Here is a 19468-nt window from a genome sequence, read left to right as displayed (position 1 = left end):
CTCCGGCGAGCGGGGGCGGGACGTGCTCGTCGTCTCCGCGCTCCTTCCTCCGCGCACCTCCATCGGTGCGTCTAGGAGTGATCGGAGCGCTCTCGAGGAGGACGCGCCGATCGACTCGGTGGCGGAGGCGCGATCACCCGCCCGAGGGCGCTGATCAGCCGCCGTCCGCCGGCGTCGGCGAGACCGACTGCACGAAGTGGATCTCGCCGTCGAGGCTGACGAAGCCCCGGCCCACCGTGAGCGGGACGGGGAAGCGCCGCGGGATCTGCGCGCCGAGGAGAGTGCCGTCGTTGTCGACGTCGGGCTGGAGCAGCAGCACGGAGCGGGAGGCCGCCGCCTTCTTCGTCCAGTTCCCGAAATGGCTGCGGAGCTCGCTCGACCGGCCGGCCAGCACGACGCAGAGTCCCGGGCGACCCGACGAGACCAGCCTCATCAGCGCCTGGTCGGTGTCGTCCCAGCGCTCGGCGTCGTCAAGGAGGAGCAGCACGGGACCCTCCTCCGTCGACAGCGACGCGAGGAGGGTGCGGAGCTCCTCCGCGCCCACAGCGAGTCGGTCGAGGTCGGCGCCCCTCAGCGGGGAGCGTCGATCGCACACTCCCCAGACGGCGACCGAGCCGGCGGCCCGCGCCGCCTCGGCCAGGGCGAGCAGCACGGTCGACTTGCCCGATCGGGCGGGTCCGGCGATGACGACGTGCTCGCCCTCGAAGACCTGGAACGCCAGCGGGGCGAGGTCCGACTCGCCGAGGCCGATCGGGAGCAGCCACGGCTCGCGATCGAAGCGAGCCTCGATCCCGAGCGCGCTCACGGCGACCCTGTCAGGAAGCGTGCCGACCGTGCTCGTCCTGCCGCGCGCATCCGGCCAGGCGGCCGCGAGCTCGGCGATCGCGTCGTCGAGACCGGCCCTCGGAGTCGCGACCTGCGTCTGCAGGAGCGACGAGGTGAGAACGCAGCGCCCCGGCACCGCTGCCGGCGCCTGCACCGGCTTCACCCCGGCGGCGGCGTAGTCCTGCGGGTCGGCGAGGCGGAACAGCCACTTCTGCGTCGTGACCTCCTCCATCACCGAGGGGATCGCCCTCGCCCGGGTGCTCGTCACCGCGAAGTGCAGGCCGAGCTCCGGTCCGTCGGCGTAGGCGCGGGTGAACGCCTCCATCAGAGCCAGGCCCTCCCAGTCCTGGAACTCGTCCTTCAGAGTGGCGAGACCGTCGACGAGCACCAGCGCACGACGGTGGCCCCCGGGCGATGCTCGGCGCCGGCGCACCTCGTCGCGCAGGTGACGGAGGAACCGGGTCTGCTTCTCGTGGGATCCGCCACCTGCGCCGACGTAGGAGACGGTGTGCGGGAGTCGCGCAAGCGGGGCGGAGTCGCGGGAACCGGCAGCGAGGACGTAGAGGTCGAGCTCGTCCGGGGGGAAGTGGCGGGCGGCTGTCAGCGCGATCGACGCGAGCGCCGTGCTGGTGCCGCTGCCGGGGATGCCGATGAGGAGCAGGTTCCCCTCGCCCAGATCCCAGCCGGTCGGCGTCCGGCGCTGCCGGTCGGGGTCGTCCGAGAGTGCGACGTGCAGGACGTCGCCGACGACGCGACCGAGGTCGGACTCCTCCGCACCGAACCCGCTGAGTGCCACGGTGTCCTCGAGCGGCTCCGGCCAGATCGGGCGGGGAGGGCCGAAGCCCGAAGCGACGTCCGCCTCGACCACCGCGTCGATCAGGAGGTCGAGATCGGTCGGGGCCGTCTCGTCGGCGGCGACCGGGGAGGGGCCCTCGACGGGGACGCCCGTGGGTCCGACCGGGCGGACCTCGATCGCCTCGACGGCCGCCGCCTCCGCGCGACCGGTGACCAGCGCCGTCTGGACGGGCGAGATGTCGTTCTGGCCCCGCTTCACGTACGCCCGGCCGGTCTGGGAGCGGGAGATCCCGGCCGCGCTCGCGACTCCGATCACGTCGGCGGAGTCGTCCCGGCTCTGCACCCGGAGGGCGACGCGGAGGTTGGTGTTGGCGAGGATGTCGTCGTTCACCACTCCGGCCGGACGCTGGGTGGCGAGGATCATGTGCACGCCGAGCGTCCGGCCGACCGCGGCGACGCTCACGAGGGACGTCAGGACGTCGGGATGCTCCTTCGCGAGAACGGCGAACTCGTCGACGACGAGCAGGAGCCGCGGCATCGGCTCCGGCGGCGAGGTGGCCCAGTACGCGTCGAGGTCGTCGACACCCTCGCCGGCGGCGGCGAAGAGACGCTGACGACGCCGCATCTCGGCCTCGAGCGAGCGCAGCGCGCGGTCGGCGAGCTGGGCGTCGAGGTTGCTGATGGTGCCGATCGTGTGCGGGAGCCGCTCGCAGGACGCGAACGCTGCACCTCCCTTGAAGTCGATGAGCACGAAGGTGAGGCGCGTCGGATCGTTCCAGGCCGCGAGGCCGGCCACGAAGGAGCGCAGGAACTCGCTCTTGCCCGAGCCCGTGGTGCCGCCGACGAGGCCGTGCGGGCCGTCGGCGACGAGATCGAGCACGAGCGGACCGTGCTCGGACGAGCCGACGGGCGCGCGCACGCCCCGGGCGCTCGACCACCACCCCCGGACGTCCGCGGCGGTCGGACGATCGGCGCCCAGCAGGGGCGGCAGCCGCACGAGCGCGGGGAGGGCCGCCCCCGCAGTGACGAGCTCCGGGTCCTCGAAGCGCGCCAGGTCGCGCGCACAGCGCTCGGCCGTGGAGGAGGCGAGACCGGCGAGCACCACGTCCTCGACGGTGATCCGCTCGTCGGGCCGGGAGAGGACCGCCGAGGCGTCCGCTCCGACCCGGACGACGACCGTGCAGGAGGCGGGGAGCTGCTCCTCCGACGCCGCGAGCACGAGGCCGGAGATCCGGGTCGCCGCCTCGCGCTCGCCGCGGCCGAGTCCGAGGAGTTCGCGCGCCGGAGCGGCGCGTCCCTCGGTCAGCACGTCGGAGTCGAGCACCAGGAGCACGCGCGGCGAGTCCTCGTCGCGGAGGGCGCGGAGGAGCTCGGAGCTGCGGTCGCGCCGGTCGGAGAGACGGCGTCCGCCCCCGGGCAGACGCGTATGGGGGAGCCAGGAGGCCCAGCTCCAGTCGGAGTCGCGTCGCCGGTCGCAGAACACCCCGATCGCCAGGTCGGCCGGACCGCAGTGGACCGCCGCCTGGCAGAGCAGGCTCCTCGCCAGAGCGAGGCCGCCCTCGCGGTCGCCGACGATCCCGACGACGCCCGAGTCCGCGAGATCGATGGACACGGGCGCGCTCGGGACGACGCTCACCGCCAGGATCGCGCGCACCTCCTCCTCGAGCCGCGGCACTCCGCGCTGATCGAGCGGGGGAGACCACGGGACGTCGCCGACGCCGATGTGCAGGCGGAGCACATCGGCGGAGGTCGCGCGCCGCTGCCACAGCGACGTGGCGGGCAGCGCCGCCCGGCGGATCGTCGTCGCCGGGTCGGGCGCGTCCTCCTCGAGGCGGGCCCGTTCGACACGCGCGGAACGGGCGATGTCGTCGCGGAGCGTCTGCAGCGCCTCGCCGTAGCGCTGCTCCTCGGACCGGGTCGCTCGGGCGTGCCGGTGCCGCTGCTCGAACCACAGGCCCACCCCGGCCACGGGGCTGAGCGCGGCGAAGAGGGCGTAGCGCGCATCGCCCATGATGAGGACCATCGCGAAGGCGAGGACGAGCGGCGCGGCGACGGTGATCACGCTGAAGGTCGTGGCGGAGGCGATCTCGAGGCGGGCCGGCGGGACGACCGCCTCGCCGGCCGCCGGACGTCCCGGTCGCGGCGGCCGGTTGAAGGGCACGGTCGCCGTCGCGGAGACGTTGTCCGCGCTCCCCGGCTCGGGCGCGAGGAGCTCGGGGGGCGCGGGGCGCAGCAGGAGGGCCGCCCCACCGGCGATCACGACCGCGGCGTCGGAGACGAGGACCCCGTCCCCGGTCGCGGAGACGCCGTCGACCAGGGTGCCGTTGGTGCTGTCGGCGTCGTGCACCCGCAGGCCGTCGCCCTCGCGGGTCACCGAGAAGTGCTCCCAGGAGGCGCTCGCCGTGTCGAGGACGACGTCGGCGTGCGGGGAGCGGCCCACGGTCAGCGCGCGGGCCCGCGGGATCTCGACCACGGCTCCCGCGCCGAGACCGCCCGACAGCACGGCCGTCCACCCGCGGGCCGCGGCAGGTCGGGGCAGGGGGGAGCGGGCGATCCGCGTTCCCTCGAGCAGCAGCAGATCGGCCAGCCGGGTCTCCACAGGATGCAGGGCGGTGCCGACGGCGAGGGCCGTCCCGGGCGGGAGGCGGTGCCCGGTGGCGGTGGCGATCAGCTCGCCGAGTGTCGCGGAGTCGCGGTGGCGGCCGAGGTCGATGTCGGAGCGGGTGCCGTCGAGATCGAGGAGGAGTCGCACCGGGGGCTCACGGTCGGGGCTGTCCGGCGAACCAGAGCAGCGGCGGGTCGGCGGGCCGCAGGCCGAGACGCTGCGGCGAGGAGTGGAGGGGGAGTGCCGGGGCGTCCAGAGCGTGCGCGGCGCCGAAGTCGAGCGGCGGACCGGCGAGGCCGTCCGCCGGTCCGATCGTGGATCCCCGGAGTGCGGCGGCGACCGCCGCGGGTTCCCTGCTGCCTGCGACGGCCGCGGCTCGCACCAGCGCCACGACGGCGTCGTGGCTGGGGGCGTCCGCGACCGCGGCGAGATCGCGGAACGCACGGTCGCCGAGGAGGGTCGCCCGCGCGGCATCGTCGGCGGTCATCTCCACGGCCCCCAGGAACGCGGAGGCGGCGCGTCCGCGCTCGTCGCCGCGGAGGGCGACCGCGTCGCCGGTATCCGTGCCGATCGTCGTCAGATCTCCCGAGAGGGTGCCTCCGGCCGCGGCCAGGGCGGGAGCGAAGGCGGGGCTCAGCGCGTCGGGCGTGAGCAGGATCGGGACGGACGCCCCCGCCGCCTGCAGAGCGGCGACCGCCGTCGCCTGCGCCGCGGCGGGACCGGACACGACGACCCGCTCGACCGCCAGCTCGCCCTCGAGGTGCGGGCGGGCGGCGGTGATGATCACGTCCGCGGTGGCGCCGGGATCGGCGGTCACCGTCGCGGCGGGCGAGAGACCGGTCGGGGTGCCTCCACCGGTGTCGACGAGGAGTACCCGGGCGCCTCCGCCGGCCTCCTCCACGAGTGCCGCGTCGGCCGAGGCGGTGTCGGGTCCGAGGGACCAGACGCCGTCGCCGGGCAGGGCGGGGCCGCCTCCGTACGGGAGGACGGCCGCTGTCCCCGCGGCCCGAGCGGCGTCTGCGGCCGCAGCGGTGTGCGCGCCACCGGTCGCGAGGACGAGGCCGGACACGCCCTGCCCCGTCAGCTCCTCGACGGCGGCGCGGGCACCCTCGGGCGTCCCGTGGTCGTCGACGGCGACGAGACCGATCTCGCAGCCGCCCATCGCTGACCGGTGCGCGGCGACGACGGCGCCGTTCGCCGCGTCTTTCCATTCCGCGCCCTCGCCCGGAGCCGAGCTGAGCGAGACCACCACCCCGAGCGTCATCCGCTCGGGCACCCGGGCGCACGAGAAGCCGACAGGCAGAGCGGCGACCTCCGTCATCGGAGCCGACTGCGGCGGCAGAAGGGAGACGAGGGCACCGCTGACGCCGAGGAGGGCGACGGCGCCGCCGACCAGCATCGTGGTCCGTCGAGCGGTGCGGGGGTGCTGCGCCGCGCGCCTGCCCGGGCGGGTCATCGCTCGTCCCCGATCCGGAAGGAGTAGACCGTCCGAGTCCGCGTGCCCTCGGGCAGGTCGAGGTGGAACGCGGGAAGCGCATCCCCGGCTCGGAGGGAGGCCCGCTCCTGAGCCTGCGCCAGCAGGATGCCCGAGACGTCCTCGGACCGCACCGCGGCGTAGCCCCGTGCGCTCTGCGAGGCGAGGGCGAGCTGCACGTCGGCGGTGCCGACCTTCGCGGCACTCGTGGTCATCGATCCGAGCAGGCCGGAGCCGCCGACAGTCCGGTCGCCGAGGTCCAGGAGCACCTTGTGCAGATCGGCTGCGAGGAGCGCGGCGGCCGCGTCGGTGTCGCGGGTCGAGGCGTCGATCGTCGTCGCGATGCCGGCCAGGGAGGCACGCGTCCGCTCGGAGACGGCCCCGCCGATCCGGGCCTCCGCGGTGCGGAGAGCCCGGTTCCCGGCGTCCACCGTCGCCGCACCGTCGGAGCGGATGCCGGAGGAGGCCGTGCGCAGGCTCGAGACCGACCGGTCGAACATCGCGACGACCGCGTCGGCGTCGGCGCCGGAGCGCGTCGAGATCCGCCGCACCTGCTCGTCGAGGAGTGCGGTGACCGCGGATGCGGCGGCCGTGTCCGCCTCAGCGAACGCCTTCTGGATCGCCGGTGCGAGAACGTCCTGCTGGGCACCGAGAGCGTCGATGCGGGTGCCGAGTGCGTCGCGCTGAGCGGTCAGCGCGCCGATGCCGGTGCGGAGGGAGGCGAGCAGGCCGGTGAGGCGCGTGTCGTCCGAGCCGGCCGTCGCGCCGGCCTCGGCCACGCCTCCGCGGACCGTGGTGAGCGCGGCGCGCAGGGCGGCGAGGTCGGCACTAGCGCCGGTGCTGCCGACGGTGGAGGCGACGGCGGTCCACGCGTGGACCTGGTCGCTCAGCCGGTCGGCCAGGGGGGCCGGATAGCCGTCGGGAGCGTCGAGGCGGCCCGTGCCGGAGCAGGGCCTCGCGGTCAGGTAGGCGCGGAGCTCCTCGACGGAGCCCCGCGCCACCTCCACGGGTGCCCGCGTCGGGCGCGCGGTCGGCGTGGGTGCGGCAGCGGGGGACTGTGTCGCCGGCGACAGCTCGCAGAGCCGGTCGGCCAGCTCCTGGCTCTGCGCCGACAGCGACCCCGCACTGGTCGGCGTGCCGAGCTCGTCCAGGGCGGTCGTGGCGGCGGCGCCGACCGAGGCGACCGTCGTCTCCAGGCCAGCGGTGTCCGCGTCGAGCCCGTCCAGCGTCGCCGACAGGGCGGCGAGCGCCCGGGTGACGGATCCCTCCGGGTCGGCCAGGGTGTCCACAGAGGCCGACGCGGCGTCCACCCTGCTCGAGAGGGCGGCGAACCCGGCCTGCACGCCGTCCATCAGCTCCGGCTGCAGGGAGTCGACGAGGTCCTGCCCGCGATCGAGCATCCCGAGCAGCACGGTGTCGACGGCGGCTCCGGAGGCGGCGAGGGAGCAGGTCGTCGAGGGTGCAGTGCAGGTCTCGGCGGAGGGCTGTGCCGGCCCCGCGGCAGCACGGAGAGCCGCGACGACCTCGTCGCGGCAGGACTCGGCCGCCGTCCCGTACGCGTCGAGCTCGGCCGTGAGCCGTAGCAGCTCCGAGTGGATCGAGCCGGAGCGGCCGCCGTCGACGGCGACTCCGCATCCGCTGCCCGAGACCGTCGGCGGCGGCACCGCGGCCGATGTGTCGCCCAGCAGGGCGTCCACCGCGTCGATCGCCTCGGACAGCTGCGCCAGCAGGTCGGACTCGGTGCCCGAGACCGTCGACGACAGCTGTGCCCGGAGCGCGCCGAGCTGCACGGAGAGGCTCTGCATCGAGGCCGCTGTCGAGGCGGCGCCGGCCCGCAGCTCCTCGGCCGTGCGGACACCGAGAGTCTCGGACGTCGCGTCGAGCGAGGCCCGCACCTCGGCGACGGTGGTGCCGGCCTGCGTCAGCAGATCGTCCACCGCGGTGACGACCTCGATCGTGCGGCGCTCGAGGGCGAGCGGCGAGGCGTCGGAGGAGTCGAACGCGGCGCCCAGCGCCCCCTCGGTGGTCGGGTCGGTGCTCAGGCCGGGCTGGACCGCCAGGTCGAAGGCGGGGACGGAGAAGTCGGCGACGTCGGCGACGAGGGTCAGCGTCGCCGTCGCGCCACCGCCCGGGGGAGCGAGGAGAGAGGCCCACTGCACGACGGCGTCTCCGTGCTCGTCGCGGCTGAGCACGCCGTTGGTGACGGCACCCGACTCGCTCTCGGTGACGACGCGGCTCGGCGGGACGCCCGGCAGGACCGCGGAGGCTGCGATCGTCAGCGGAGCGCCGACGAGTGCGCTGCGGCGGGCTGCGCGACCGGCCGCGTCGAACGCGACCTCCTCGGGCCGGACCGTCAGGTTCTCCACCGCGAGCGAGATCTCGATCCGACCCGAGCGCCCGGCGAGCTCGGCCGGATCGGTGCCCGAGGCGTCGGCGGTGCGCCACGAGGGCCGGACACGGACCGGCAGGTCCGCGGAGACCTCGGCGGGATCGTAGACGGTGGTGGTCGCCGAGGTGTCGGACGGGTCGTCGCCGACGCCGAGGGCCGTCCCCTCGATCGCACGGACACCCCCGTCGGACGAGACGGCGACGGACACCGCCTGCAGCACCCTGGCGGCGGTGAGCGCCGGCTCCGGTGGCGTGCAGCCCGCCAGCACGGCGGCCACGACCGCGATCGCCGCTCCGGCCGTCGTCCTGCGAGCATTCGAGCGCACCCTGACCACCCCTCGTCCCGACGGGGCACCGGGCGGTGCCGCTCACGTCGATATGAGAGATGCTCGCAGATGAGCGGCAACCCGAGAGCCGGTGGCGCGCGATGACCCGCACCGCGCGCCCCGGGGTCAGACGAGCTTCAGCTTCTTGCGGAGCGCCTGCACGTGCCCGGTCGCCCGGACGCCGTACTGCGCGAACTCGAGTGCTCCCTCGGCTCCGACGACGAACGTCGAGCGCAGCACGCCGACGACGGTCTTGCCGTAGAGGCTCTTCTCGCCCCACACCGCGTACGCGCGGTGCACGGTCATGTCGGGGTCGCTCAGCAGCGGGTACGCGATTCCCTGGGCGTCGGCCCAGCGGCGCAGCGCCTCCGGAGCGTCCCGCGAGATCCCGAGGACCTCGTAGCCGGAGTCGCGGAGGGACGCCGCGTTGTCGCGGAAGTCGCAGGCCTCCGTGGTGCAGCCGGGGGTGTCGGCCTCGGGGTAGAAGAACAGGATGACGCGCCGTCCGCGGTAGTCCGCGAGCGAGACGGGCTCGCCGTCCTGGTTCGGCAGCGTGAAGTCCGGAGCGGAGTCGCCGGCGGCGAGGCGCGCCTCGGCGGGGAGGGGGGAGAGGTCGGTCATCGTCTGCTTCCGTCGGTCGTGGCGAAGGTGGTCAGGAGGCGCTGGAGCGAGTCGAGGCGCTCCGGTCCGCTGGCGCCCAGCAGTCCGCCCTCGACCGCCTCGATGATGGCGCAGTCGGGGGAGTCGGGCAGGTGCGTGCAGCCGCGCGGGCAGTCCCGGGCGATCACGGCGAGGGTCGTGAACGCGCCGAGGATGTTGTCGGTGTTCACGTGGCCGAGTCCGAACGAGCGGACGCCGGGGGTGTCGATCACCCAGCCGTGCCGGTCGCCGCGCTCCACGCGCAGCGAGACGGTGGAGGACGAGGTGTGCCGGCCGCGGCCCGTCACCGTGTTCACGCGCCCGATGGCCCGGTGCGCGTCCGGGACGAGCTTGTTCACGAGGGTGGACTTGCCGACTCCGGAGTGCCCGACGACCACGGTCTCGTGGCCGAGGAGGGCGTCGGCGATCTCGTCGACCGGCGGCTCGTCCTGGCTCGAGAGGAACACGCGGAGGTCGAGCCCCTCGAAGTTGCGGAGGAACGGGGCCGGGTCCGCGAGGTCGGTCTTGGTGATGCAGAGCATCGGAGTGATCCCGGCGTCGAAGGCGGCGACCAGGTAGCGGTCGACCAGCCGGGTCCGGGGCTCGGGGTCGGCGGCGGCCACCACGCAGAGCATCTGGTCGGCGTTGGCGACGATCACGCGCTCGATCGCGTCGGTGTCGTCGGCGCTGCGGCGGAGGAGGGTCGACCGCTCGCGGATGCGGACGATGCGGGCGAGCGTCCCCTCGTCGCCGCTGGAGTCCCCGACCACGTCGACGCGGTCGCCGGCCACGATCGCCTGGCGCCGCAGCTCGCGGGCCCGGGCCGCCGTGAACTCGTGCTCCTCGGGCGTCCCGTCGCCGATCATCACCGTGTAGCGACCCCGGTCGACGCCGAGCACCATCGCGATCTCTGCGTCCTCGTAGGCGGGCCGGTTCTTGGTCCGGGGCTTCGTGCCCTTCGGGTTCGGGCGCACCCGCGCGTCCGACTCGTCGTACCCGTCGAAGTCGTCGAGAGCACCGTCGGCGTCGAGGCCGCTGTCCGTCCACCACGACACGGGTCAGACCGATCCGGCGAGGGTCGTCCACAGCTCCGGGAACTGCGGGAGGGTCTTCGCTGTCGTCGCGACGTCCTCGATCACCACGCCGGGGACCACGAGGCCGATCAGAGCGCCGGCGTGGGCCATGCGGTGGTCGGAGTAGGTGCGCCAGCGGCCGCCGTGGAGCTCGGCCGGCTCGATGCGCAGACCGTCCTCGAGCTCCGTGACCCGGCCGCCGAGGCCGGTGATCTCGGCGGCGAGGGCGGCGAGGCGGTCCGTCTCGTGGTGACGGATGTGGCCGATCCCGGTCAGGGTGCTGGGAGTGGAGGCCAGCGCGGCGAGGGCGGCGAGGGCGGGGGCGAGCTCGCCTCCCTCCGACAGGTCGAGGTCCACGCCCAGGATCTCGTCGCCGCCCGTGACCACGAGGTCCTCGCCGTCGCGCTCGACGCGGGCGCCGAACAGCGGCAGGATCCGCTCGAGGTGCGCCCCGACCTGCGTGGTGACGGCCGGCCAGTGGCGAAGCCGGACGCGGCCGCCCGTTACGAGGGCCGCAGCGAGGAACGGCGCGGCGTTCGAGAGGTCGGGCTCGATCAGCACGTCGGCGCCGGCGATGGGCTGCGGCGCGACGGTCCACTCGCCGTCGGCGGGCGTGCCGACCTCGACGCCCCGTGCCGCCAGTGCGGCGACGGTCATGTCGATGTGGGGCCGGGAGGGGACGGCGCTGCCCTCATGGCGCAGGTGCAGTCCCTCCTCGAAGCGGGCGCCGGCCAGCAGGAGCGCCGAGACGAACTGGCTCGACCGCGAGGCGTCGACGACGACGTCGCCGCCCCGGACGGCCCCGGAGCCGTGGACGGTGAAGGGGAGCGCGCCGCGGCCGTCGTCGGCGACGTCGACGCCGAGCGCGCGGAGGGAGGCGATCGTCGCCCCCATCGGCCGCTTCGCCGCGTACGCGTCGCCGTCGAAGGTGGTGGGGCCGAGCGCGAGGCCGGCCAGCGGCGGGACGAAGCGCATCACGGTGCCCGCGAGCCCGCAGTCGATCGTCGTCGAGCCGAGCAGCTCCTCCGCGGGCTCCACGACCAGGTCGGCGCCGAAGCCGCCGGTCGAGCCGGACTCCCGGATCGTGGTGCCGAGCGAGCGCAGCGCCTCGATCATCAGGGCGCTGTCGCGGGAGTGCAGCGGCGCCCGCAGCGTGGAGGGTCCGTCCGCCAGAGCGGCGAGCACCAGCTCCCGGTTGGTCAGCGACTTGGAGCCGGGCAGGCCGACCTCGGCGTCGAGAGCGCCGGCCGCGAGGGGTGCGGGCCAGGCGTCGTCGCCGGGGAGCGCACGGGCGTCGCCGTACGCATCGAACTCGGGGGCGGAATAACGCGAGAAGACCATCGGTTGTCAGAATAGTCGGCGCGCAGGGCGTCGTCAGGAGCGTGACGGAGGCGGAGCATGACGGCAGCACCCCCGGTCCTCCGGAGCAGCAGGCCCGTCGCCCGGAGGCGCCCTCGCGCCGCAACCCCGGTCGTCCGCCGCGCCGCCGCTCTAGAATCGCTCGTGATGACTCGCGACGACGAACCCCGCACCACCCCCGCCGACGAGGCTCCCGAGCCCGCCGACGCGGAGCAGACGATCGTGGAGACCGTCGAGGAGTCGCTGGACGACGCCCCGGTCGAGGCTCCCGTCGATCTCCGCTCCCTCTTCGAGCAGCAGGCGCTGCCCTTCATCGACCAGCTCTACGCGGCCGGTCTGCGGATGACGAAGAACCCCTCCGACGCGCAGGACCTCGTACAGGAGACGTTCGCGAAGGCGTTCGGCGCGTTCCGCCAGTTCGAGCAGGGCACCAACCTGAAGGCCTGGCTCTACCGCATCCTCACGAACACGTTCATCAACTCGTACCGCAAGAAGCAGCGCGAGCCCTACCAGAGCGCGATCGACGAGCTCGAGGACTGGCAGCTGGGCGGCGCCGAGTCGACCACGGCCACCTCCAGCCGCTCGGCCGAGGCGGAGGCGATCGACCACCTCCCCGACACCGCGGTGAAGGAGGCGCTCCAGGCGATCCCGGAGGACTTCCGGCTCGCCGTCTACTTCGCCGATGTCGAAGGCTTCTCCTACCAGGAGATCGCGGACATCATGAAGACCCCCGTCGGGACCGTCATGAGCCGGCTGCACCGCGGCCGGCGCATGCTGCGCGAACGACTCACCGACTACGCACGCGAGCGCGGATTCCGCGCCGCATTCACTTCCGGGAGCACGAAATGACCGACAGCGGCTGCACGAAGGCGAAGGCCGAGCTCGAGGAGTACCTCCACAACGAGCTGTGCAAGGAGGACGCCGCCGACATCCGCGAGCACATGGCGGGATGCGTCGACTGCGCCGATGAGGCGAAGGTCGGCGTGGTGCTCACGGTTGCCGTGCAGCGGGCGTGCAAGGAGACGGCGCCGGAGGACCTCCGCGCCCAGGTGCTCGGCATGCTCCGCGACGAGCACGCCGCGCACTCGCAGGCGCCCGCCCGCCTCTAGGCGCCGCACGACCCGGGGAGCCCCGGCCGTTCGAGACCTCCCGCGCACCGCGGGCCCTCGAGGGGCCGGGGCTCCGTCGTGTCCGGCGGCCTCCGGTCGCCGCGGTACTCGCACGTCGTGAGCGCCTCTGCCGGTTTCTGCGGGCCTGCGGTCAGGCACGGTCCGCCCGCAGCGCGACGGGCCCGCCGGAACACGAGGTTCCGACGGGCCCGACCGCGTCGTGCGGACCGCGGGTCAGCGGGTGAGCGCCCGCGACAGCAGGTCGGCCTGCTCGGAGGCGTGCCGCTTGGCCGAGCCGGCCGCGGGGGAGGCCGCGGACGGGCGCGAGACCACGCGCATGGACCGGCCCAGCTTCGGAGCGACCTCGAGGGCCATGAACGGCCAGGCGCCCTGGTTCTCGGGCTCGTCCTGCACCCAGACGAGCTCCGCGTCCGGGTAGCGCTCGGCGATGCCGCGCAGCTCCTCGATCGGCGCCGGGTAGTACTGCTCGACCCTGACCAGCGCGATGCCGTCGTCGGGCTTCTTCTCGAGCTCCGCCTTGAGGTCGTAGTGGACCTTGCCGGCGTGGAGCAGGACGCGCTTCACGGCGGAGGCGTCGTGGATCCGCGCGTCGTCGATCACCGGCTGGAAGCGGCCCGAGGTGAAGTCCTCGACCGGGCTCGAGGCTCCGCGCAGGCGCAGCATCGCCTTCGGGGTGAAGACGATCAGCGGGCGGCGGGGCCGGGAGTAGGCCTGGCGGCGCAGCAGGTGGAAGTAGGACGCCGGCGTCGACGGGCGCGCGACGGTCATGTTCCGCTCCGCGCACATCTGCAGGTAGCGCTCGATCCGGGCCGACGAGTGGTCGGGGCCCTGGCCCTCGTAGCCGTGCGGAAGCAGGAGCACGAGCGACGAGCGCTGGCCCCACTTCTGCTCGGCCGAGGAGATGAACTCGTCGATCACGATCTGGGCGCCGTTCGCGAAGTCGCCGAACTGCGCCTCCCACAGCACGAGCGAGTCGGGCCGCTCCACCGAGTAGCCGTACTCGAACGCCATCGCCGCGTACTCCGAGAGCAGCGAGTCGTAGATCCAGAGCCGGGCCTGCTGGTCGGACAGGTTCATCAGCGGCAGCCACTCCTGGCCGTTCTCGCGGTCGTGGAGGACAGCGTGGCGCTGGACGAAGGTCCCGCGGCGCGTGTCCTGGCCGACGAGGCGCACCGGGGTGTCCTCGAGCAGCAGCGAGCCGAGCGCGAGCAGCTCGCCGAAGGCCCAGTCGATGGAGCCGGAGCGGCTCATCTCCTGGCGCTTCGCCAGCAGCTGCTGGAGCTTGGGGTGCACGGTGAAGCCCTCGGGCGGCGTCGTGAACGCGTCGCCGATTCGCGTGACGACCTCGGTCTTCACGCCGGTGACCTCGGGCTCGCCCGGGTAGTCCTCGCCCTGCTGCGCGTCGGGCAGCTCGAGGTCGGCCACGGAGTCGCCGTCGGCGGTGATCACGGGGATCGCGCCGGTCTGCGCGGCGTGGGTCTCGGCGAACGCGCGCTCCAGGCGGTCCTGGAAGTCCTGGTGGGCGCGGTCGTACTCCTCCTCGGTGATGTCGCCGCGGCCGACGAGCGCCTCGGTGTACAGCTTGCGGACCGAGCGCTTGGCCTCGATCAGGCTGTACATCAGCGGCTGGGTCATCGAGGGGTCGTCGCCCTCGTTGTGCCCGCGCCGGCGGTAGCAGATCAGGTCGATGACCACGTCGCGGTGGAACCGCTGGCGGTACTCGAACGCGAGCTGCCCGACATGGACGACCGCCTCGGGGTCGTCGCCGTTCACGTGGAAGATCGGCGCCTGGATCGTCTTCGCGCCGTCGGTCGAGTAGATCGAGGTGCGGGCCTCGTGAGGGGGAGTCGTGAACCCGACCTGGTTGTTGATGTTGATGTGGATCGTGCCGCCGGTGCGGTACGCCCGCAGTTGCGACATCTGCAGGGTCTCGACCACCACGCCCTGGCCCGCCATCGCGGCGTCGCCGTGGACGAGGATCGGCAGCGTGGTGAAGGTGCCGATGGGCTTGCGGTCCTGCTTGGCGCGGACGATGCCCTCGAGCACGCCGTTCACGGCCTCGAGGTGCGAGGGGTTCGCCGCCAGGTAGACCGGGATCTCCTCGCCCGCCGCGCCGCGGAAGGTGCCCTCGGTGCCGAGGTGGTACTTCACGTCTCCGGAGCCCTGGACCGTGCGCGGGTCCTGGGTGCCCTCGAACTCGCGGAAGATCTGGCCGTAGGTCTTGCCGGCGATGTTGGTCAGCACGTTCAGGCGGCCGCGGTGGGCCATGCCGATCGCGACCTCGTCGAGGTGCTCGTCGGCCGCGCCCTGCAGGACGGCGTCGAGCAGCGCGATGAGCGACTCCCCGCCCTCGAGCGAGAAGCGCTTCTGGCCCACGTACTTGGTCTGCAGGAAGGTCTCGAAGGCCTCGGCCTCGTTGAGCTTGCCCAGGATGCGCAGCTGCTCGTCGTGGCCCGGCTTCTCGTAGCCGCGCTCGAGCTTCTGCTGCATCCAGGCGCGCTGCTCCGGGTCCTGGATGTGCATGTACTCGACGCCGACGGTGCGGCAGTACGAGTCGCGGAGGATCCCGAGGATGTCGCGCAGCTTGAGCTGGCGCTTGCCGCCGAAGCCGTCCGTGACGAACTCGCGATCGAGGTCCCAGAAGGTGAGGCCGTGGCTCTCGATGGCGAGGTCGGGGTGCGAGCGCTGCACGTACTCCAGCGGGTCGACGTCGGCCATCAGATGCCCGCGGACGCGGAACGAGTTGATGAGCTCCTGCACGCGGGCGGTCTTGGAGACGCGCTCGGCGAGGTCGACGGCGATGTCCGTGGACCAGTGGATCGGGTCGTAGGGGATGCGCAGCGCGGCGAAGATGTCCTCGTAGAAGCCGCGGCCGCCGAGCAGGAGCTCGTGCACGATCTTGAGGAACTCGCCCGAGCCGGCGCCCTGGATGACGCGGTGGTCGTAGGTCGAGGTCAGGGTGATGGTCTTGCCGATGCCCAGCTCGACCAGCGTCTTCTCGGACGCGCCCTGGAACTCCGCCGGGTACTCGAGGGCGCCGGCTCCGATGATGCAGCCCTGGCCCTTCATCAGGCGGGGGACGGAGTGGACCGTGCCGATGCCGCCGGGGTTCGTCAGCGAGAGCGTGGTGCCCGCGAAGTCGCCGGCGACGAGCTTGTTGCCGCGCGCGCGCTTGACCAGGTCCTCGTAGGCCGAGAGGTAGGCGGTGAAGCTCAGCGTGTCGGCGCGCTTGATGCTCGGCACGAGCAGGGCGCGCGTGCCGTCGGGCTTCGGCATATCGATCGCGATGCCGAGGTTGACGTGCGCCGGGGCGACGACCGCGGGCTTGCCGTCGACCTCGTCGTAGAACACGTTCTGGCTCGGGAAGTCCTTGAGCGCGCGGATGAGCGCCCAGCCGATCAGGTGCGTGAACGAGACCTTGCCGCCGCGGGTGCGGCGCAGGTGGTTGTTGATGACGATGCGGTTGTCGATCATCAGCTTCGCCGGGATCGTGCGGACGCTCGTCGCGGTGGGGATGCTGAGGCTGGCGTCCATGTTGGTCGCGAGGCTCTTCGCCATGCCGCGGAGCGGGGTGACGACGTCCTCGTCCGGCGTCGAGTCCTCGGCGGAGGGCTTGCTCACCGGAGCGTCGGCCGGGATCGGCTGCGCCTTCGGCTGCTTCGACGTGGTGCGGGAGGCGGGGGTCGACTCGGAGGAGGAGGCCGCGGCGGGATGGGTCACGGCGCCTCCGCCGCTCGACGAGACGCGCTCGGCGGCAGCGGCGGGCTTCGAGGCGGCGGGCGCGGGGGCCGCGGCGGGAGCCGGAGCCGGAGCGTCCTTGCCGGAGTTCGCGAGCTGGGCGCCGTAGCGCTCCAGGATGGGCCACCAGGACTCGTCCACCGAGGCGCGGTCGGCGCTGTACTGCTCGTACAGCTCCTCCACGAGCCACTCGTTGGCTCCGAAGTCCTCCGCGCCCTGCTCTGTTCCTGCTCCGGTCAACTGGCTCGACACAGCCGATCGCCCACTCTCTCCGTTGATTCGTCCTCGATCATCCGGACGGGCCCGTCGCATCCCTCGGCGCCTGCCACCGCGGCGGAGGAGGTCGTCCTCGCACCAGCGGGAACCGGTGCCGTCGCCTGGTCCCGTCCCGGTCGCCAAGCCTAGCCCCGTTCCCTGCACGGCCGACCCGGGGCCGCGCCGGAGTAGCGTTTCCCCCATGCGTTTCTCCGGCGGAACACCCTCAGGCGACCTCACCTACTCGGACGTCTTCCTCGTCCCCGGCCGCTCGTCGGTGACGAGCCGCCTCGACGTCTCGCTCGCCCCGGGCGACGGCACCGGGGCGACGATCCCCGTCGTCTCCTCCAACATGAACTCGGTCACCGGTCAGCGCCTCGCAGCGACGCTCGCGCGCCGGGGCGGGCTCGGCGTCCTCCCGCAGGACATGCCCCTGCAGGCGCTGGACGCCGCGATCCGCTGGGTGAAGCGCCAGCCGGTCGCCTTCTCCGGCGCCCTCACCGCTTCGCCGGCGACGACCGTGGAGGAGGCGCTGCGCATCCTGCCGGCCGTCGCCGGCCACGGCTTCGTGGTGCAGGAGGAGGGCGGCGCGATCCTCGGCTGCGTCCCGGCCTCGCGCCTGGCGACCGCGCTGCCGGACGCGCGCCTGGGCGACCTGGTGCACTCCGCCACCCCCTCGATCGACGCCGACGACGTGCCCACCGCGCGGGCCGCCTTCGACCTCATGGTGGCCGCCGACCTCGACTTCGCCCCCGTGCTGCACCACGGCGCCCTGGTCGGCACGCTGTCGCGCACCGGCGCCCTCCGCTCCACCGTCTACGACCCGGCGCTCGACGCGGACGGGCGTCTGCGCGTCGCGGCGGCGATCGGCATCAACGGCGACGTCGAGGCGAAGGCGCGCGCGCTCGTCTCCGCGGGCGTCGACGTCCTCGTCCTCGACACCGCGCACGGCCACCAGGAGGGGATGCTCCGGGCGCTCCGGACGGTCTCCGCGCTCGATCTCGGAGTGCCGATCGCGGCGGGCAACGTCGTCACGGCCGACGCGGTGCACGATCTCGTCGACGCGGGAGCGGGCATCCTCAAGGTCGGCGTCGGCCCCGGCGCGATGTGCACCACCCGGATGATGACCGCGGTCGGCCGCCCGCAGTTCTCGGCCGTCCTCGAGACGGCCGAGCGCGCGCACGAGCTGGGCGCCCACGTCTGGGCGGACGGCGGTGTGCGCTACCCGCGCGACGTCGCCCTCGCGCTGGCCGCGGGCGCCGCCTCCGTGATGATCGGCTCCTGGTTCGCCGGCACGATCGAGGCTCCGGGGGAGCTGCGCAGCGACGCGGCCGGCCGGGTCTACAAGGAGAGCTGGGGCATGGCCTCGGCCAAGGCGGTGCAGGAGCGCTTCGACCGCCTCGACGCCTACGAGCTCGCCCGCAAGCGCCTCTTCGCCGAGGGCATCTCCTCCTCCACCATCTACCTCGACCCGCTGCGGCCCTCGGTCGAGGACCTGCTCGACATGATCACCTCGGGGGTCCGCTCGTCCTTCACCTACGCCGGCGCCCGGAGCGTGGCCGACTTCCACGAGCGGGCGCACGTGGGCCTGCAGTCGGCCGCGGGCTACGAGGAGGGCAAGGCGCTGCCGGTCAGCTGGTGAGCGGGCGCCGCGTGCTAGAACCGAGCCCATGACCATCGTCGACAACGCCGTGTACGTCGACGGCCGCCGCATCCGGAACCCCGACTCGCTCGAGGACACCTTCGAGCTGATGCGCGACGAGCACGGCATGGCCTGGATCGGCCTCTACCGCCCGACGCGCGAGGAGGTCGAGGCGGTCGCCGAGGAGTTCGGGCTGCACCCGCTCGCCGTCGAGGACGCGCTGAGCGGGCACCAGCGGGCCAAGCTCGAGCGCTACGACGACGGGCTCTTCGTCGTGCTGCGGCCGGCGCGCTACGCGGATGCCGCCGAGACGGTCGTCTTCGGCGAGCTGCACGTCTTCGTCGGCCCCGACTTCGTGGTCACCATCCGGCACGCCGACTCCCCGGACCTCGCCCGCGTGCGCCGCCGCCTGGAGGAGGATCCGGCCCTTCTCGCCCGCGGGCCCGAAGCGGTGCTCTACGCGATCCTCGACCAGGTCGTCGACGAGTACGCGCCGGTGGTGTTCGGCGTCCAGGGCGACGTGGACGAGATCGAGGACCAGCTCTTCGGCGACGACTCGGACGACGGGCTCTCCGAGCGCATCTACCGGCTCTCGCGCGAGGTCATCCACTTCCAGCGCTCGGTGCAGCCGCTGACCGCCCTGCTGCACGAGCTGCTGCAGGAGTCGACGCCCGTGGAGGGGGAGCCCTCGCCCTCGCCGGAGCGGATCGAGCTGCGCCGCTCCCTCCGCGACGTGCTCGACCACACCATCCGCGTGACGGAGGCGGTCGACTCCCTGCGCGCGATCCTCGACAAGGCGCTCACGGTGCACTCGACGCTCGTCTCGCGTCGGCAGACCGAGACCGGGCTCGCCCAGAACGACGTGGTCCGCAAGATCTCCTCGTGGGCGGCGATCCTCTTCGCCCCGACGCTCGTGGCCGGCATCTACGGGATGAACTTCGACGACATGCCGGAGCTGCACTGGCGCCTCGGCTACCCCTGGGCGCTGGGCCTGATGGTGCTGTTCGGCTTCGCGCTCTACGCGGTGTTCAAGCGGAAGAAGTGGCTCTGAGCCGCCGCGTCGGAGCACGCCCGGCGGCGCTCCGCGGCGGGTAGACTCGGCGCCACAATGGACGACCCTCCCTCTGCGCATCCGGCCCGTTCCGCTCGCCGCCGTGCTCCTCGGACTCCCGCCCGCCGCTCCGGTGCCGCCGCTGCGCCGGCCCGCACTGTCCGGCCC

At 73.6% G+C, this 19468-nt stretch carries 11 protein-coding genes; 4 read left to right on the top strand and 7 right to left on the bottom strand.

All coding sequences use genetic code 11. The features are described from left to right. Nucleotides 1–154: 154 nt before the first annotated feature. From C5C29_RS01265 to aroA, 6 genes are all read right to left on the bottom strand, one after another. Nucleotides 155–4372 carry an FtsK/SpoIIIE domain-containing protein gene (locus C5C29_RS01265; protein WP_104224123.1) on the bottom strand — a complete coding sequence of 1406 codons (4218 nt, stop codon included), beginning with the start codon at nucleotides 4370–4372 and terminating at the stop codon, nucleotides 155–157. A gap of 7 nt (nucleotides 4373–4379) precedes the next feature. Continuing rightward, a complete protein-coding gene (locus C5C29_RS01260) occupies nucleotides 4380–5681 on the bottom strand; it encodes an ABC transporter substrate-binding protein (protein ID WP_104224122.1) in 1302 nt (433 codons plus the stop codon). After that, nucleotides 5678–8413, bottom strand: coding sequence for a hypothetical protein (locus C5C29_RS01255; protein WP_146082259.1), 2736 nt, complete (start codon nucleotides 8411–8413; stop codon nucleotides 5678–5680). The genes C5C29_RS01260 and C5C29_RS01255 overlap by 4 nt, the downstream gene beginning before the upstream one ends. 126 nt (nucleotides 8414–8539) lie before the next feature. Then, nucleotides 8540–9034 carry a thioredoxin-dependent thiol peroxidase gene (gene bcp / locus C5C29_RS01250; protein ID WP_104224120.1) on the bottom strand — a complete coding sequence of 165 codons (495 nt, stop codon included), beginning with the start codon at nucleotides 9032–9034 and terminating at the stop codon, nucleotides 8540–8542. Further along, nucleotides 9031–10107, bottom strand: coding sequence for a ribosome small subunit-dependent GTPase A (gene rsgA / locus C5C29_RS01245; RefSeq protein ID WP_104224119.1), 1077 nt, complete (start codon nucleotides 10105–10107; stop codon nucleotides 9031–9033). The genes bcp and rsgA overlap by 4 nt, the downstream gene beginning before the upstream one ends. Before the next feature lie 3 nt (nucleotides 10108–10110). After that, the gene (aroA, locus tag C5C29_RS01240) at nucleotides 10111–11466 is read right to left on the bottom strand and encodes a 3-phosphoshikimate 1-carboxyvinyltransferase (protein ID WP_104224118.1); all 1356 of its coding nucleotides are present in this window, start codon (nucleotides 11464–11466) and stop codon (nucleotides 10111–10113) included. 165 nt (nucleotides 11467–11631) lie between these two features. Here aroA and C5C29_RS01235 point away from each other — a divergent pair, with 165 nt between their 5' ends. Both C5C29_RS01235 and C5C29_RS01230 read left to right on the top strand, forming a co-directional pair. Continuing rightward, the gene (locus C5C29_RS01235; protein WP_104224117.1) at nucleotides 11632–12333 is read left to right on the top strand and encodes a sigma-70 family RNA polymerase sigma factor; all 702 of its coding nucleotides are present in this window, start codon (nucleotides 11632–11634) and stop codon (nucleotides 12331–12333) included. Next, complete coding sequence (locus C5C29_RS01230; protein WP_104224116.1) at nucleotides 12330–12593, top strand: zf-HC2 domain-containing protein; 264 nt, start codon at nucleotides 12330–12332, stop codon at nucleotides 12591–12593. The genes C5C29_RS01235 and C5C29_RS01230 overlap by 4 nt, the downstream gene beginning before the upstream one ends. 234 nt (nucleotides 12594–12827) lie before the next feature. Here C5C29_RS01230 and C5C29_RS01225 read toward each other — a convergent pair whose 3' ends face one another. After that, nucleotides 12828–16604 (bottom strand): multifunctional oxoglutarate decarboxylase/oxoglutarate dehydrogenase thiamine pyrophosphate-binding subunit/dihydrolipoyllysine-residue succinyltransferase subunit, encoded by a 3777-nt coding sequence (locus C5C29_RS01225; protein ID WP_181074964.1) that lies wholly within the window; start codon nucleotides 16602–16604, stop codon nucleotides 12828–12830. A gap of 205 nt (nucleotides 16605–16809) precedes the next feature. Between C5C29_RS01225 and C5C29_RS01220 the strand changes: the two genes are divergently transcribed. Further along, on the top strand, nucleotides 16810–18249 hold the full coding sequence (locus C5C29_RS01220; RefSeq protein WP_104224114.1) for a GuaB1 family IMP dehydrogenase-related protein: 1440 nt from the start codon (nucleotides 16810–16812) through the stop codon (nucleotides 18247–18249). A 28-nt stretch (nucleotides 18250–18277) separates the two neighbouring features. Next, nucleotides 18278–19300: a magnesium/cobalt transporter CorA gene (corA, locus tag C5C29_RS01215; RefSeq protein ID WP_104224113.1), complete on the top strand. Its 1023-nt coding sequence runs from the start codon at nucleotides 18278–18280 to the stop codon at nucleotides 19298–19300. The last annotated feature ends 168 nt before the right edge of the window (nucleotides 19301–19468 follow it).

It is taken from the genome of Rathayibacter sp. AY1H2 (assembly GCF_002931985.1).
Taxonomy (GTDB): domain Bacteria; phylum Actinomycetota; class Actinomycetes; order Actinomycetales; family Microbacteriaceae; genus Rathayibacter.
This window is presented reverse-complemented; position numbering and strand designations above follow the sequence as displayed.

Excerpts from the sequence above, each read along its gene's own strand:
- C5C29_RS01260 (WP_104224122.1), bottom strand. The coding sequence starts at position 5,681 with ATGACCCGCCCGGGCAGGCGCGCGGCGCAGCACCCCCGCACCGCTCGA.
- C5C29_RS01235 (WP_104224117.1), top strand. The coding sequence starts at position 11,632 with ATGACTCGCGACGACGAACCCCGCACCACCCCCGCCGACGAGGCTCCC.
- corA (WP_104224113.1), top strand. The coding sequence starts at position 18,278 with ATGACCATCGTCGACAACGCCGTGTACGTCGACGGCCGCCGCATCCGG.
- aroA (WP_104224118.1), bottom strand. The coding sequence starts at position 11,466 with ATGGTCTTCTCGCGTTATTCCGCCCCCGAGTTCGATGCGTACGGCGAC.
- bcp (WP_104224120.1), bottom strand. The coding sequence starts at position 9,034 with ATGACCGACCTCTCCCCCCTCCCCGCCGAGGCGCGCCTCGCCGCCGGC.
- C5C29_RS01230 (WP_104224116.1), top strand. The coding sequence starts at position 12,330 with ATGACCGACAGCGGCTGCACGAAGGCGAAGGCCGAGCTCGAGGAGTAC.
- C5C29_RS01220 (WP_104224114.1), top strand. The coding sequence starts at position 16,810 with ATGCGTTTCTCCGGCGGAACACCCTCAGGCGACCTCACCTACTCGGAC.